Annotated in this window: 13 protein-coding genes; all 13 read right to left on the bottom strand. The window is 60.1% G+C overall.

What is annotated here, in order from left to right; genetic code table 11:
- Positions 1-40: 40 nt before the first annotated feature.
- Positions 41-988: an acetyl-CoA carboxylase carboxyltransferase subunit alpha gene (locus KJY40_RS06775; protein WP_064379018.1), complete on the bottom strand. Its 948-nt coding sequence runs from the start codon at positions 986-988 to the stop codon at positions 41-43.
- Between the two features lie 139 nt (positions 989-1127).
- Positions 1128-4649 (bottom strand): DNA polymerase III subunit alpha, encoded by a 3522-nt coding sequence (gene dnaE / locus KJY40_RS06770; protein WP_230735745.1) that lies wholly within the window; start codon positions 4647-4649, stop codon positions 1128-1130.
- A gap of 76 nt (positions 4650-4725) precedes the next feature.
- Entirely contained in the window at positions 4726-5352 is a 627-nt protein-coding gene (rnhB, locus tag KJY40_RS06765; protein ID WP_085729815.1) for a ribonuclease HII, read from the bottom strand.
- An 11-nt stretch (positions 5353-5363) separates the two neighbouring features.
- Positions 5364-6494, bottom strand: coding sequence for a lipid-A-disaccharide synthase (gene lpxB / locus KJY40_RS06760; protein WP_230735742.1), 1131 nt, complete (start codon positions 6492-6494; stop codon positions 5364-5366).
- 2 nt (positions 6495-6496) lie between these two features.
- Positions 6497-7273 (bottom strand): acyl-ACP--UDP-N-acetylglucosamine O-acyltransferase, encoded by a 777-nt coding sequence (gene lpxA, locus KJY40_RS06755; protein WP_007954792.1) that lies wholly within the window; start codon positions 7271-7273, stop codon positions 6497-6499.
- Positions 7270-7710, bottom strand: coding sequence for a 3-hydroxyacyl-ACP dehydratase FabZ (fabZ, locus tag KJY40_RS06750; protein ID WP_003222142.1), 441 nt, complete (start codon positions 7708-7710; stop codon positions 7270-7272). Before fabZ ends, lpxA begins: the two co-directional genes overlap by 4 nt.
- A gap of 106 nt (positions 7711-7816) precedes the next feature.
- Positions 7817-8872 carry a UDP-3-O-(3-hydroxymyristoyl)glucosamine N-acyltransferase gene (lpxD, locus tag KJY40_RS06745; protein WP_230735740.1) on the bottom strand — a complete coding sequence of 352 codons (1056 nt, stop codon included), beginning with the start codon at positions 8870-8872 and terminating at the stop codon, positions 7817-7819.
- Between the two features lie 3 nt (positions 8873-8875).
- Positions 8876-9379 (bottom strand): OmpH family outer membrane protein, encoded by a 504-nt coding sequence (locus KJY40_RS06740; RefSeq protein ID WP_003222140.1) that lies wholly within the window; start codon positions 9377-9379, stop codon positions 8876-8878.
- Positions 9380-9424: 45 nt separating this feature from the next.
- Positions 9425-11800, bottom strand: a complete 2376-nt coding sequence (gene bamA, locus KJY40_RS06735; protein WP_230735738.1) for an outer membrane protein assembly factor BamA — start codon at positions 11798-11800, stop codon at positions 9425-9427.
- A gap of 74 nt (positions 11801-11874) precedes the next feature.
- A complete protein-coding gene (gene rseP / locus KJY40_RS06730; protein ID WP_230735736.1) occupies positions 11875-13227 on the bottom strand; it encodes a sigma E protease regulator RseP in 1353 nt (450 codons plus the stop codon).
- Positions 13228-13280: 53 nt separating this feature from the next.
- Complete coding sequence (gene ispC / locus KJY40_RS06725) at positions 13281-14471, bottom strand: 1-deoxy-D-xylulose-5-phosphate reductoisomerase (protein ID WP_230735734.1); 1191 nt, start codon at positions 14469-14471, stop codon at positions 13281-13283.
- Positions 14468-15274, bottom strand: a complete 807-nt coding sequence (locus tag KJY40_RS06720) for a phosphatidate cytidylyltransferase (protein ID WP_230735732.1) — start codon at positions 15272-15274, stop codon at positions 14468-14470. The genes ispC and KJY40_RS06720 overlap by 4 nt, the downstream gene beginning before the upstream one ends.
- Positions 15274-16029 carry a polyprenyl diphosphate synthase gene (gene uppS / locus KJY40_RS06715; protein ID WP_230735730.1) on the bottom strand — a complete coding sequence of 252 codons (756 nt, stop codon included), beginning with the start codon at positions 16027-16029 and terminating at the stop codon, positions 15274-15276. Before uppS ends, KJY40_RS06720 begins: the two co-directional genes overlap by 1 nt.
- Positions 16030-16042: the final 13 nt, after the last annotated feature.

Here is a 16042-nt window from a genome sequence, read left to right as displayed (position 1 = left end):
TCCCACAGTGTTTTGCATTGTCAGCCAAAACGGCGTTCGATCAGAGGCCGTAGCTCATCAAACGATCGTAACGACGCTTGAGCAGCGCTTCGTTGTCGAACTTCTTCAGCATCGCCAGTTGCGAGCTCAGCTCGGCGCGGATCGATGCGGCGGCAGCAGCCGGATCACGGTGGGCGCCGCCCAGAGGCTCGCTGATCACCTTGTCGACGATGCCCAGGCCTTTCAGGCGCTCGGCAGTGATGCCCATCGCTTCAGCGGCATCCGGCGCCTTCTCTGCGGTTTTCCACAGAATCGACGCGCAACCTTCCGGCGAGATCACCGCGTAGGTCGAGTACTGCAGCATGTTCAGCTGGTCGCACACGCCGATTGCCAGCGCACCGCCGGAACCGCCTTCACCAATCACGGTGGCGATGATCGGGGTTTTCAGGCGAGCCATGACACGCAGGTTCCAGGCGATCGCTTCGCTCTGGTTGCGCTCTTCGGCGTCGATCCCAGGGTAGGCGCCCGGGGTGTCGATGAAGGTCAGGATCGGCATCTTGAAACGCTCGGCCATTTCCATCAGACGGCAAGCCTTGCGGTAGCCTTCCGGACGCGGCATGCCGAAGTTGCGGCGTACCTTTTCACGTACCTCACGGCCCTTCTGGTGACCGATCACCATCACTGGCTGGTCTTCCAGACGTGCCACGCCGCCTACAATGGCCGCGTCGTCGGAGAAGTGACGGTCACCGTGCAGTTCGTCGAACTCGGTGAAGATGTGGTCGATGTAGTCCAGGGTGTAAGGACGTTTCGGGTGACGCGCCAGACGTGCGATCTGCCAGCTGGTCAGCTTGCCGAAGATGTCTTCGGTCAGCGTCTTGCTCTTGTCCTGCAGGCGGGAGATCTCATCGCCGATATTCAGCGAATTGTCATTACCGACCAAGCGCAACTCTTCGATCTTGGCTTGCAGGTCGGCGATCGGCTGTTCGAAATCTAGAAAATTCGGGTTCATAGGCGTCCGTCTTGGGTCGTGTCCCAAATGAGCTTGGGCCGGCCGGTTGTCTATTCGCGCCCTACCTTAAGGGAGAGGCGCGCTGAGGTCGAGATTAAAAATTCAGGTTGTGGGCAGGCGCTTTGATGGCACCTGCCGGTCAACGGTATTGGAGGAAGACGTTGTCTCGCCCGAACTGGTCACGCAGGGCTTGAATCAAGGCATCCGCCGGGTCGATCCGCCAGGTCTCGCCGAACTGCAGCAAGGTCTTCGCATCGGGACTGGTGTATTCCATGGTGATCGGGCACGCCCCGCGATGACGCTTGAGCAAATCACCCAACCAGCGTAGCTGATCGCCTTTCAGGTCCTGGGTCTGCAACTTCAGGCGCAGGCTCTCGGCGAGGTTGGTGCGCGCATCTTCCATGCTCATCACCCGCTTGACCCGCAGCCGCAGACCACCGGAGAAGTCATCGTTGCTGACCTCGCCTTCGACCACCACCATCGCGTCGGTCTGCAACAACGATTGCGCGGAGTGGAACGCATCGGCGAACAGCGACGCCTCGATCCGCCCGGAGCGGTCGTCGAGGGTGATGAAGCCCATCTTGTCGCCCTTTTTGTTCTTCATCACCCGCAGGGCAATGATCATCCCCGCCACGGTCTGGGTATCCCGGGCCGGTTTCAGGTCGATGATGCGTTGGCGGGCGAAACGGCGGATCTCGCCTTCGTACTCGTCAATCGGGTGACCGGTCAGGTACAGGCCCAAGGTGTCTTTTTCACCCTTGAGTCGCTCCTTGAGGGTCAGCTCTTTCGCCTTGCGGTGGATCGCGTAAACGTCCGCGTCTTCTTCGACGAACAGCCCGCCAAACAGGTCGGCGTGGCCGCTGTCGCGGGTGCGCGCGGTCTGCTCGGCCGACTTGATCGCCTCTTCCATCGCCGCCAGCAGCACGGCACGGTTGCGGTCGATGTTGGCCTGATACGCCTTTTGCTCGTCGTGAAAATACGGTCCGAGGCGATCCAGCGCGCCGCTGCGGATCAGACCGTCCAGCGTGCGCTTGTTGATGCGTTTGAGGTCGACCCGGGCACAGAAGTCGAACAGGTCCTTGAACGGACCGGCCTGACGCGCCTCGGTGATCGCTTCCACCGGGCCTTCGCCGACGCCTTTGATCGCGCCCAGGCCATACACGATGCGGCCTTCGTCGTTCACCGTGAACTTGAACTCCGAAGTGTTCACGTCCGGCGCGTCGAGGCGCAGTTTCATCGTGCGCACTTCCTCGATCAAGGTCACGACCTTGTCGGTGTTGTGCATGTCCGCCGACAGTACCGCGGCCATGAACGGCGCCGGGTAATGGGCTTTCAGCCAGGCAGTCTGGTACGACACCAGGCCGTAGGCGGCGGAGTGGGATTTGTTGAAGCCGTAACCGGCGAATTTCTCTACCAGGTCGAAAATGTTACCGGCCAGATCCGCGTCGATATTGTTCGACGCACAACCCTCAATGAAACCGCCGCGCTGCTTGGCCATTTCCTCGGGTTTCTTCTTGCCCATCGCCCGACGCAGCATGTCCGCACCACCGAGGGTGTAACCGGCCATGACCTGGGCGATCTGCATCACCTGTTCCTGATACAGGATGATGCCGTACGTCGGCGCCAGCACCGGCTGCAAACCTTCGTACTGGTAATCCGGGTGCGGATACGCAAGTTCCGCACGACCGTGCTTGCGGTTGATGAAGTCATCCACCATGCCGGACTGCAGCGGGCCCGGACGGAACAGGGCCACCAGTGCGATCAAGTCTTCGAGGCAGTCGGGCTTGAGCTTTTTGATCAGCTCTTTCATGCCGCGGGATTCGAGCTGGAACACCGCGGTGGTTTCAGCTTTTTGCAGCAGCTGATAGGTCGGCTTGTCATCCAGCGGGATGAACGCGATGTCCAGCGGCGGTTCGTTGACCTTGGCGCGGTCGCGGTTGATGGTTTTCAGCGCCCAGTCGATGATCGTCAGGGTCCGCAGGCCGAGGAAGTCGAACTTCACCAGACCGGCCGCCTCGACGTCGTCCTTGTCGAACTGGGTCACCAGACCGTCGCCGGCCTCGTCGCAATAGATCGGCGAGAAGTCGGTCAGTTTGGTCGGTGCGATCACCACACCACCGGCGTGCTTACCGACGTTACGCACCACGCCTTCGAGCTTGCGCGCCATCTCCCAGATTTCTGCCGCTTCTTCATCGACCTTGATGAAGTCGCGCAGGATTTCTTCCTGCTCGTAGGCTTTTTCCAGGGTCATGCCGACTTCGAACGGAATCATCTTCGACAGACGATCCGCCAGGCCGAACGACTTGCCCTGGGCCCGCGCCACGTCACGAACCACAGCCTTCGCGGCCATGGAACCGAAGGTGATGATCTGGCTTACGGCGTTACGGCCGTATTTTTCGGCCACGTAATCGATCACCCGGTCGCGACCATCCATGCAGAAGTCGACGTCGAAGTCGGGCATCGATACCCGTTCCGGGTTGAGAAAACGTTCGAACAGCAGGTCATATTCCAGCGGGTCGAGGTCGGTGATCTTCTGCACATAGGCCACCAGCGATCCGGCACCCGACCCCCGGCCAGGACCCACCGGCACGCCGTTGTTCTTGGCCCACTGGATAAAGTCCATCACGATCAGGAAGTAACCGGGGAACCCCATCTGGATGATGATATCCAGCTCGAAATTCAGCCGGTCGACGTAGACCTGACGCTTGGCCTCGTAGTCCTCGGTGGTGTCCTTGGGCAGCAGCACGCTGAGGCGCTCTTCCAGGCCATCGAAAGAGACCTTGCGGAAATACTCGTCGATGGTCATGCCATCGGGAATTGGATAGTCGGGCAGGAAGTGCTTGCCCAGCTTCACGTCGATGTTGCAGCGCTTGGCGATCTCGACGGTGTTCTCGATCGCATCCGGCAGGTCGCTGAACAGCTCGGCCATTTCCTCGGCGCTTTTCAGGTACTGCTGGTCGCTGTAGTTCTTCGAACGCCGCGGATCGTCGAGGGCGCGGCCCTCACCGATGCAGACGCGGGTTTCGTGGGCGGCGAAGTCTTCCTGCTTGATGAAGCGCACATCGTTGGTCGCAACCAGCGGCGCACCGAGCTTGTCGGCCAGGGCCACGGCACCGTGCAATTGTTCTTCGTCATTCGGACGGTTGGTGCGCTGGACTTCCAGATAGAAACGATCCGGGAACACCGCCATCCATTCGCGCGCCAGGGTTTCGGCCTCGGCGGGGTTGCCGCCGATCATGGCCATGCCGATCTCGCCTTCTTTCGCAGCGGACAGCATGATCAGGCCTTCGTTGGCCTCGGCGACCCACTCGCGCTCGATGATGACCATGCCGTTGCGCTGACCGTCGATGAAGCCACGGGAAATCAGCTCGGTCAGGTTGCGATAGCCCTGGGCATTCATGACCAGCAGGCTGAGGCGGCTCAGCGGACCATCCGGGTCCTTGTTCGACAGCCACAGGTCGGCGCCGCAGATCGGCTTGATCCCGGCACCCATGGTGTTTTTATAGAATTTGACCAGCGAACACATGTTGTTCTGGTCGGTCACCGCAACGGCCGGCATGCCCATGCCGGTCAGGGCTTTGACCAGCGGCTTGATCCGCACAAGCCCGTCGACCAGGGAGTATTCAGTGTGCAGGCGTAGATGAACGAATGAAGCCGGCATAGTGATCCTGTCCAGTTACATAGAGACAACAAGGCCCGGATTGTACCGGGCCTCGAACAAAACATCAGCCTTGCCGCTAAACCGGCGTCAGGCCTTCCAGCGCTTCATAAGCCTGCCGCACCGGGGCAAAGGAACGACGGTGAATCGGCGTCGGCCCGAGGCGCACCAGCGCTTCCAGATGAACGGGCGTCGGATAGCCTTTGTGGCCACCGATGCCGTAACCCGGGTAGATCAATTCGAACGCCGCCATCTCGCGGTCGCGGCTGACCTTGGCCAGAATCGAGGCCGCTGCGATGGCCGGGACCTTGCTGTCGCCCTTGACCACCGCTTCGGAACGCATCGGCAGTTTCGGGCAACGGTTGCCATCGATCATCGCCAGTTTCGGCTGGATGTGCAGACCGGCGACCGCGCGCTGCATCGCCAGCATGGTCGCGTGAAGGATGTTCAGTTCGTCGATTTCTTCGACCTCGGCACGGGCGATGCACCAGCTGAGCGCCTTCTCGCAGATTTCGTCGTAGAGCTTTTCACGCTTGGCTTCGGTGAGTTTCTTCGAGTCGTTGAGACCGAGTATCGGACGGTTTGGATCAAGGATCACCGCTGCGGTAACGACCGCGCCGCACAACGGGCCGCGACCGACTTCATCAACGCCGGCCACCAGCTCTTCGACTTCGGCGACCAGGGTGAAATCCAGGCCCATCTGCATGCTTGTCTTGCTCATCGTGTTTGCCCGATCAGGTTCAGAACGGCATCAGCCGCCTGATTGGAAGCGTCCAGACGTAGGGTGCGATGGATCTCGTCGAAGCCACGGGTCTGCTCTTCGCCACCGTCGATCAACGGCGACAAGGTCTGGGCAAGTGCCTCGACCGTCGCATCATCCTGCAACAATTCCGGCACCAGCAATCGCTGGGCCAGCAGGTTCGGCAGGGACACGTACGGGCTCTTGACCATGCGCTTGAGAATCCAGAACGTCAGCGGCGCAAGCCGATAGGCCACGACCATCGGACGCTTGTACAGCAGCGCTTCCAGAGTCGCCGTCCCCGACGCGATCAAGACTGCGTTGCACGCCGCCAGCGCCAGATGCGATTTGCCATCGAGCAAGGTCACCGGCAGGTCGCGGCCGGCCAGCAGCGCTTCGAGCTGGGCACGACGCTCGGGGTTGGCGCAGGGAATGACGAAACGCACACCCGGGCGCATGGCACGCAGGCGTTGGGCGGTATCAAGGAACAGCGCACCCAGACGACTGACTTCACCGCCCCGGCTGCCGGGCATCAAAGCCACCAACGGACCGTCCGGCAGACCGAGTTCGGCCCGCGCAGCGGCGCGATCGGCCTCCAGTGGAATGGTGTCGGCCAGCGTATGGCCGACGAACCGCACCGGTACGCCCTTTTCTTCGTAGAATCTGGCTTCGAACGGCAGCAGCGTGAGCATCAGGTCGCAGCCTTCACGGATCTTCAGGACCCGTTTCTGCCGCCATGCCCACACCGAAGGGCTGACGTAGTGCACGGTCTTGATCCCGGCCTGACGCAGCTTGAGTTCGATATTGAGGTTGAAGTCCGGTGCGTCGATGCCGATGAATACATCCGGTTTTTCAGCGATAAGTGTGGCGATCAGGTCCTTGCGGCGCTTGAGCAATTCACGCAAGCGCCCCAGGACTTCCACCAGCCCCATGACCGACAGACGCTCCATCGGAAAATACGAGGTCAGGCCTTCGGCCTGCATCAGCGGGCCGCCGACACCGATGAACTCCACCGCAGGATGCTGTGCCTTGAGGGCGCGCATCAGACCAGCGCCCAGAATGTCACCGGAAGCCTCCCCCGCCACCAGTGCAATACGCAGATTGGCCATGGTCAGCGGGTGATGCCGCGGGTCGACGACTGGATAGAGTCACGGAACATCGCGACTTCCGGGAACTGTGCAGACGGCTCGGCCAGTTCGGCCAGCGCCTGCTCGACGGTCAGTCCCTGGCGATACACCGTTTTGTACGCACGGCGCAGCGCGTGAATGGCGTCTTCGCTGAAACCGCGACGGCGCATGCCCTCGAAGTTCATGCTGCGCGCTTCGGCCGGGTTGCCAAATACGGTAACGAACGCCGGAACATCCTTGCCGATCGCCGTGCCCATGCCGGAAAAGCTGTGGGCGCCAATGTGGCAATACTGATGCACCAGGGTGAAACCGGACAGGATCGCCCAGTCATCAACGTGCACATGGCCGGCCAACGCAGTGTTGTTGACCAGGATGCAGTGGTTGCCGATGACGCTGTCATGTCCGATGTGGGCATAGGCCATGATCAGATTGTGATCACCCAGGGTCGTTTCGGAACGATCCTGAACGGTGCCACGGTGAATCGTCACGCCTTCGCGGATGACGTTGTGGTCACCGATTACCAGGCGAGTTTCTTCGCCCTTGTATTTCAGGTCCGGCGTGTCTTCGCCTACCGAGGAAAACTGGTAGATGCGGTTGTGCTTGCCGATACGGGTCGGACCTTTGAGGATCACGTGTGGCCCGATGACCGTTCCCTCGCCGATTTCCACACCTGCACCGATAATCGACCACGGGCCGACCTCGACGCCATCAGCCAGGACGGCCGACGGATCGATGATTGCGCGAGGGTCAATCAAACTCATAGCTTGCGTTCCGCACAGATGATTTCAGCCGAGCAGACCGGTTTGCCATCGACCGAAGCCTGGCATTCGAACTTCCAGATCTGACGCTTGCAGCTGATGAACTTGGCTTCGAGGATCAACTGATCACCCGGCAGCACAGGCTGGCGGAAACGCAGCTTGTCGGAGCCGACGAAGTAGTAAAGGGTGCCGTCGGCCGGTTTCACGTCAAGCATCTTGAAACCGAGGATCCCGGCAGCCTGAGCCATGGCCTCGATGATCAGCACGCCCGGCATGATCGGATGCGCAGGGAAGTGACCATTGAAGAACGGTTCGTTGATGCTGACATTCTTGTAGGCACGAATGCGCTTGCCTTCCGTATCCAGCTCCACTACCCGGTCCACCAGCAGGAACGGGTAACGGTGAGGCAGGTATTCGCGAATCTCGTTGATGTCCATCATTTCGGGGGGAAGCCTATGTAAAGATTGGGAGCGCGACTGACGCGCACTCCTCTAGCAAATCAAGGAGGCAGTCCAGAGGCTGTGCACACTTGATATGGAAATGGTATCAGCCTTCAGATGAAGCATTGCCGTCGGGGGTCACTTCCCCGGACCGCTTTTCCAGCTGTTTCAAACGTCGCGCGATGTCATCGAGCTGACGAATGCGGGCCGCGCTTTTGCGCCATTCGGCCGCCGGTTGCATGGCTGTACCGGAAGAATAGGCACCCGGCTCGGTAATCGAGTGAGTCACCATGGTCATTCCGGTCAGGAATACGTTGTCGCAAATATCGATGTGCCCTACCAGGCCAACACCCCCGGCGAGCATGCAGTGCTTGCCGATTTTGGTGCTGCCGGAAATCCCCACGCACGCTGCCATGGCGGTGTGGTCACCGACCTGCACGTTGTGGGCGATCTGAATCTGGTTGTCGAGCTTCACGCCATTGCCGATCACGGTATCGGCCAACGCACCGCGGTCGATGGCGGTATTCACGCCGATCTCCACGTCGTCGCCGATGGCCACGCCACCGATCTGGGCGATTTTCTGCCAGACACCCTTTTCATTGGCAAAACCGAAGCCTTCACCGCCGAGCACGGCACCGGACTGGATCACCACCCGCTTGCCGATCCGCACGTCGTGATACAGCGTGACCCGCGGGGCCAGCCAGCCGCCTTCACCGATTTCGCTGCGGGCACCGACGACGCAATGCGCGCCGAGTGTCACGCCTGCACCGATTCGGGCACCGGCTTCGATCACCACGAAGGGACCGACACTTGCGCTTGGATCGACCACGGCATCCTCGGCAATCACGGCAGTCGGATGAACCCCGGCAGCGGCCTTGGGTTTCGGATCGAACAGATGGGAAATGCGCGCGTAAGCCAGGTAAGGATCCGGCACCACCAGCGCATCACCGGCAAAACCCTCGGCGTCGGCAGCCTTGAGCAACAGGGCTGCGGCTTGCGAGCCTGCCAGGTATTTACGGTATTGAGGGTTTGCCAGAAAGCTCAACTGAGCTGGGCCAGCCTCCTGCAAGGTGGCTAGCCCAGTAATTTGCTTCTCGGGGTCGCCACTCAAGGTGGCGCCGAGGAACTCGGCCAACTGGCCGAGCTTGATAGTCACGGTCATGGGTTACTTCAGCTGATTCATGCGCTCGATAACCTGGCGCGTGATGTCGTACTGAGGTTTGACATCAATCACTGCGCCACGCTCGAACACCAGGTCAAAACCACCTTTCTTGATGACTTCTTCCACTGCGCTATCCAGTTTCGGCTTCAGTTGCTTGAGCATTTCGCGGTCGGCAACGGCCTTGGCTTCGTTCAGTTCCTTGGACTGGAACTGGAAGTCACGAGCCTTTTGCTTGAACTCAAGCTCCAGACGCTCGCGCTCGCCCTGCTGCATCTTGTCGCCACCGGCCATCAGACGGTCCTGAATGCCCTTGGCGCTGCTTTCCAGGGTCTTGAGCTTGGTCAGTTGCGGACCGAATTTCTTCTCGGCATCCACGGCGTATTTCTTGGCCGCGTCGGATTCCAGCAGAGCCATCTGATAGTTCAGAACGGCGATCTTCATGTCGGCAAATGCCGGGCCTGCCACCAGTACGGAGGCCAGGAGAACCAATTGAGTCAACTTACGCACGATGCACTCCTACAAAATCCATTGTCGTTATCTTGGGTCAGACGCTTAGAACGTCTGACCGAGGGAGAATTGGAACACTTGAGTTTCAGCGTCATCCGGTTTCTTGATCGGCATCGCCAGTGCAAAACTCAGCGGACCCAGTGCGGTGACCCAGGTCACGCCGACACCGACGGAACTGGCCATGTTGCTCAGACTGATGTCGTTGCATTGGGTGTTCGATTTCGTACCGTTGGCGTTCGTAGTATCGGAGCACTTGGAGTCGAATACGTTACCGACATCCCAGAATACCGAAGTACGCAGTGAACGCTGATCCTTGACGAACGGCAGCGGGAACAGAACCTCGACACCGCCCTGGATCAGGACGTTACCACCGAACGGCAGCGGATCCTGGTCCGGGTCAGCCAGTGTGCCCGGGTTGGTGCCTCGGCTCGGCGTACTGCGCGGACCCAGGGTGCTGTCCTTGAAGCCACGAACCGAGTTGAAACCACCAGCATAGTAGTTTTCATAGAACGGCAAGCCATCAGTCGAACCGTAACCGTCGCCATAACCCAACTCGGTGTGCAGACGCAGGGTGTAGTTATCGCTGATCGGCTGGAACAGCTGACCACGGTAATCAAGTTTGAAGAACGACAGGTCGCTGCCTGGAATGGTCGATTCCAGCGTCAGGCTCTGGGAGCGACCGCGGGTCGGCAGCACGCCTTTGTTCAAGGTGGACTCGGACCAGCCGGCAGAAGCCTTGAAGTTCAGGTACTTGTCGCCTTCCCTGTTAACGAAGTCGAAAATCTCGTCAACGGTATAGGTACCGGTCTTGATCTCGTCCTGCTGGACGGACAGACCAAAGGTCAGACGCGAAGTCTCGCTGATCGGGTAGCCCACGTTCACGCCGGCACCCAGGCTGTCTACCGCATAGCTCGCTACGTCGACGTCGAGGTCTTTGTAGTCGGTGGTACGGTAGAACGCGTTGTAACCCAGGCTCACGCCATCGGCAGTCCAGTAGGGGTCAACGTAGCCGAAGTTGTAGCGGCTCTGGTATTCACTGCGGGTCAGGCCGACACTGACGCGGTTACCGGTACCGAGGAAGTTGTTCTGGGTGATCGAACCACCGAGGATCAGACCGGCGCTCTGGGCGAAACCGACGCTGGCGGTGATCGAACCGGAAGCCTGCTCTTCAACGCTGTAGTTCACGTCAACCTGGTCATCGACACCTGGCACGGCCGGAGTCTCGACGTTGACCTCTTTAAAGAAGCCCAGACGCTCCAGACGGGTCTTGGACTGGTCGATCAGGTAGGTCGAAGCCCAGCCACCTTCCATCTGGCGCATTTCACGACGCAGCACTTCGTCCTCGGACTTGGTGTTGCCACGGAAGTTGATGCGGTTGACGTAGGCACGCTTGCCCGGATCGACAGCAAACAGGATATCGACGGTGTGATCGTCGTCGTGCGGTTGTGGCACGCCGTTGACGTTGGCGAAGGTGTAACCCTCGTTACCCAGACGACGGGTGATCAGCTCGGAGGTGGTGGTCATCAGTTTGCGCGAGAACACCTGGCCTTTCTGCACCAGCAACAGCGACTTGACCTGATCTTCAGGGACTTTCAGGTCACCGCTGAGCTTGACGTCACGAACGGTGTACTTCTCGCCTTCGTTGACGTTGACGGTGATGTAGACGTGCTTCTTGTCCGGGGTGATGGACACCTGGGTCGAAGCGATATCCATGTTGATATAGCCACGGTCCAGGTAGTAGGAACGCAGACGCTCCAGGTCACCGGACAGCTTTTCACGGGCGTACTTGTCGTCGTTCTTGAAGAACGACAGCCAGTTGGTGGTTTTCAATTCGAACAGGTCGGTCAGGTCTTCCTCGGGGAAGACGGTGTTGCCTACCACGTTGATGTGCTGAATGGCAGCGACGGTGCCTTCGTTGATCTTCACTTTCAGGCCGACGCGGTTGCGCGGCTGCGAGACCACTTCGGTATCGACGGTAGCCGAGTAACGACCTTGTGCAACGTATTGACGTTGCAGCTCGTTACGCACGCCTTCGAGGGTCGCGCGCTGGAAGATCTCGCCTTCGGCCAGACCGGATTGCTTGAGACCCTTCATCAGGTCTTCGGTGGAGATCGCCTTGTTGCCTTCGATCTCGATGCTCGCGACCGATGGACGTTCGACGACCGTGATCACCAGAACGTTGCCTTCGCGGCCCAGCTGGATATCTTGAAAGAAACCGGTTTTGAACAACGCACGAGTGGATTCCACCAGGCGACGATCATCCGCCTGCTCGCCGACGTTCAACGGCAAGGCACCAAAGACGCTACCCGCGGAGACCCGCTGGAGGCCATTGACGCGAATATCAGAGATAGTGAAGGACTCGGCGTGAACTTCGGCGATCATCAATACGGTGAGAACCGCAGTTAGCAGCAGACGTTTCATGAAGTCCTTTCTTATTCCAACTGGCAATAAACAAACTGCCGCAAAATGCGGCAGATTCGCAATTCAGCGAAGCGTTACAGACGACCCAGATCGTTGACCAGAGCAAGCAACATCACCCCGACCACCAAACTGATACCGATCTGTATCCCCCAACCTTGCACCCGATCCGACAAGGGACGACCACGCGCCCACTCGATCAGATAAAACAACAAATGCCCCCCATCCAGTACAGGAATGGGCAGCAAATTCAGAACCCCCAGGCTAATACTCAGATAAGCAAGGAAATTCAGGAAATCAGCGACGCCCGACTGGGCAGAAGCGCCCGCCACTTTAGCAATGGTTATCGGTCCACTCAAGTTTTTTACCGAGAGCTCGCCGAAGAGCATTTTCTTCAGTGAATCCAGCGTCAGGACGCTCATGGTCCAGGTGCGACGGGCACCCTCGCCAATTGCCGCCAAAGGCCCGTAACTGACCTCGCGGATCATTTCCGGCGGCCAGTCGACAGCCTTCACGCCAGCCCCCAGGTAACCGCTTGGCGACTTTTTATCGCCACGTGCGGCCAGTGTCACAGGGACGTCGATTTGAACACCGTCGCGCTCGACGCGCAGCACGATTTTGGTATCAGGACGCGTACGAACGGTGTCGACCACCTGCTGCCAGTCATCCAGCGCCTTGCCGTCGAGCGTCAGCAGACGATCGCCGGTTTTCAGTCCGGCTGCCTGGGCCGGGCCTTTCGGATCGAGTTCGGCCAGCACCGGCGGCAATGCCGGGCGCCAAGGGCGAATGCCGAGGGAGCGAATCGGATCCGGCTCGTCAGCCCCTTTAAGCCATTTATCGAGCGCCAGCTCACGAGGCGAGTCGGCTGTAGAACCCTGCTCGCGCACCATTAATTGCAGAGAGCCGCTTTCCCCCAGACGTCGCACCAGTTGCAGGTTGACCGCAGCCCAGCCCGAGGTCGGCTCGCCGTCGATCGCGACAATTTCCTGACCGGCGCTCAGTCCGGCGGTTGCGGCAATGCTGCCGGACTCCACTGAACCGATGACCGGGCGAATCTGCTCGCTGCCGAGCATGGCCAGGACCCAGAAGAACACCAGCGCGAGCAGGAAATTGGCCACCGGGCCGGCCGCAACGATCGCGATGCGCTGACGAACAGACTTGCGATTGAATGACTGATGAAGCTGATCGGCCGGCACTTCGCCTTCACGCTCATCGAGCATCTTGACGTAGCCGCCCAGCGGAATGGCCGCGACCACGAACTCGGTGCCCTGCTTGTCGTGCCAGCGCAGCAGCGGCATGCCGAAGCCCACGGAGAAACGCAAAACCTTGACGCCACAGCGACGCGCGACCCAGAAGTGGCCGAATTCGTGAAAGGTGACCAGCACACCCAGAGCGATCAGGGTGCCGGCAATCATATAGAGCGCGCTCATCTACTTTCTCCGCAATCCTGTCCAGTGCCACGTGAAGCCATGTGTTGCAAGACCTATCGGCCGTGACGCGCGAGCCACTGCCCGGCCAATGTCCGGGCAGTCGCGTCAGCGGTAAACACCGCATCGAGGTCGTTCAACGCCACCACAGGCTCGAGATTCAAGACTTCCTCGATGATACTCGCGATTTCCAGGTAGCGAACCCGTCCGTCGAGAAACGCGGCAACCGCCACTTCATTCGCCGCATTGAGCATGGCCGGGGCGCTGTTTCCCGCCTCGGCCGCCTGACGCGCCAGACGCAGGCACGGGAAGCGCTCTTCGTCGGGGGCTTCGAAATCCAGGCGCGCAACAGCGAACAAATCCAGCGGAGCGACGCCCGAGTCAATGCGCTCTGGCCAGGCCAGGGCGTTGGCAATCGGCGTACGCATGTCGGGATTGCCCAACTGCGCCAGCACTGAACCGTCCACGTAATCGACCAGCGAATGAATCACGCTCTGTGGATGAATCACCACTTCGACTTGCGAAGGCTTGGCATCGAACAGCCAGCAGGCCTCGATCAATTCGAGCCCCTTGTTCATCATGCTGGCCGAATCCACCGAGATCTTGCGCCCCATCGACCAGTTCGGGTGTGCACAAGCCTGGTCAGGTGAAACATGTGCCAGTTCGGCCATCGGCGTCTGCCGGAAAGGGCCGCCGGAGGCGGTAAGCAAAATCCGACGGACACCAACGTTACTCAGCCCGCGAGCAAAGTCCTGCGGCATGCACTGGAAAATCGCGTTGTGCTCGCTGTCGATCGGCAACAGGACCGAACCGCTCTTGCGCACCGCCTGCATGAACAAGGCGCCGGACATGACCAGCGCTTCCTTGTTGGCCAGAAGAATCTTCTTGCCTGCCTCTACAGCCGCCAGAGTCGGGCGCAGACCGGCCGCACCCACAATGGCGGCCATGACGGCATCCACCTCGGGCGCAGCAGCGACCTGACACAAGCCTTCCTCACCGACCAGAACCTGAGTCGACAGGCCTGCCGCACGCAAATCGTCCTGCAGGTTGCGGGCAGCGCCGGCTTCCGGCACTACCGCAAATTTCGGGTGATGACGAACGCACAGGGCAAAAAGTTCGCTCAGACGGGTAAAACCGCTCAGGGCGAAAGTCTGATAACGCTCCGGATGCCGGGCGATGACATCCAGGGTGCTCAGACCGATCGAACCGGTCGCGCCCAGGACGGTGATCCGCTGTGGGCGACTCACGACGCCGCCATCCACAACAGCACCGCAAAAACAGGGACCGCCGCCGTCAGGCTGTCGATACGGTCCAGCACGCCACCGTGACCAGGCAGCAGATTACTGCTGTCCTTGATGCCGGACTGACGCTTGAACATGCTTTCGGTCAGGTCACCCACCACCGAGATGAAGACAATCACCGCAGCGCCGATCAAACCCTTGAACAGTTGCGCCACCGTCCAGTCACGGAACAGCGCGACCAGGGTGGTGATGACAAGGCTCAGCGCCAGACCGCCATACACACCCTCCCAACTCTTGCCGGGACTGACTTGCGGCGCCAGCTTGCGCTTGCCGAACGCGCGGCCGGAGAAATACGCCCCGATGTCAGCACCCCAGACCAGCACCATCACCGCCATGATCAGCCAGTTGCCGAGCGGGTATTGCTTGATCTGCACCAGCCCTTGCCAGGCGGGCAACAGAATCAGCAAACCGATCACCAGTTTGCTGGCGGCACTGGACCAGCGTTCGCTGGAATGCGGATAAGTCAGCACCAGCCAGGTCGCCAATGCCCACCAGATCACCGACGCGCCCAGCACCCATGGCGCCAGTCCAGGGAGGATGTACATGACGAACAGCATCAGCGCGACCACCGCCGCGTAGCCGACACGGAATGCCTGCGCGGTGAAGCCGGCCAGACGCGCCCACTCCCAGGCTCCCAGGCTCACGACCAGCCCGATGAACAGGGCAAAACCGGAACCTTCAAGCAGGAAAAACCCACCCAGGGCGATAGGTAGCAGGATCAGTGCAGTGATGATGCGTTGTTTAAGCATTAAACCCGGGCTCCAGCTTCGACCTGCTCGCTCGTTTTACCGAAACGACGCTGGCGCGAAGCGAAATCGGCCAGCGCATTGCGCATGGCTTCGTGTTTGAAGTCCGGCCAGAACAGGTCGGAGAAGTACAGTTCGGAGTACGCCAACTGCCACAACAGGAAGTTGCTGATGCGGTGCTCGCCACCGGTGCGGATGCACAAGTCGGGCAACGGCAAATCCCCCGTGACAAGACAGGTCTGCAGCAGATCCGGTGTAATGTCGTCCGGCCGCAGATGACCGGCCTGAACCTCACGCGCCAGACGCTGCGCCGCCTGAGCGATATCCCACTGACCACCGTAGTTGGCGGCGATCTGCAGGATGAAACGGTTGGCGCCGGCGGTCATCGCTTCAGCCTCACGCATGGCAGCCTGAAGTTCAGGATGGAACCGTGTGCGATCACCGATGATGCGCAGACTGATGTTGTTGTCGTTCAGACGCTTGGCCTCACGACGCAGCGCCTTGAAGAACAGGTCCATCAAGGCGCTGACCTCATCGGCCGGGCGCTGCCAGTTCTCACTGGAAAAGGCAAACAGTGTCAGCACCTCGACCTTGGCCTCGGCACACACCTCGATCACCGCCCGAACGGCGTCCACGCCCGCTTTATGCCCGGCGACACCTGGCATGAAGCGTTTTTTCGCCCAGCGATTATTGCCATCCATGATGATCGCGACATGGCGCGGCACCGCGGACGGCGCAGTCTGCTTGGTCTTGTCCATTTAAAGCTCGACC

The organism is Pseudomonas fitomaticsae (assembly GCF_021018765.1).
GTDB classification, from domain to species: Bacteria; Pseudomonadota; Gammaproteobacteria; order Pseudomonadales; family Pseudomonadaceae; genus Aquipseudomonas; species Aquipseudomonas fitomaticsae.
This window is presented reverse-complemented; position numbering and strand designations above follow the sequence as displayed.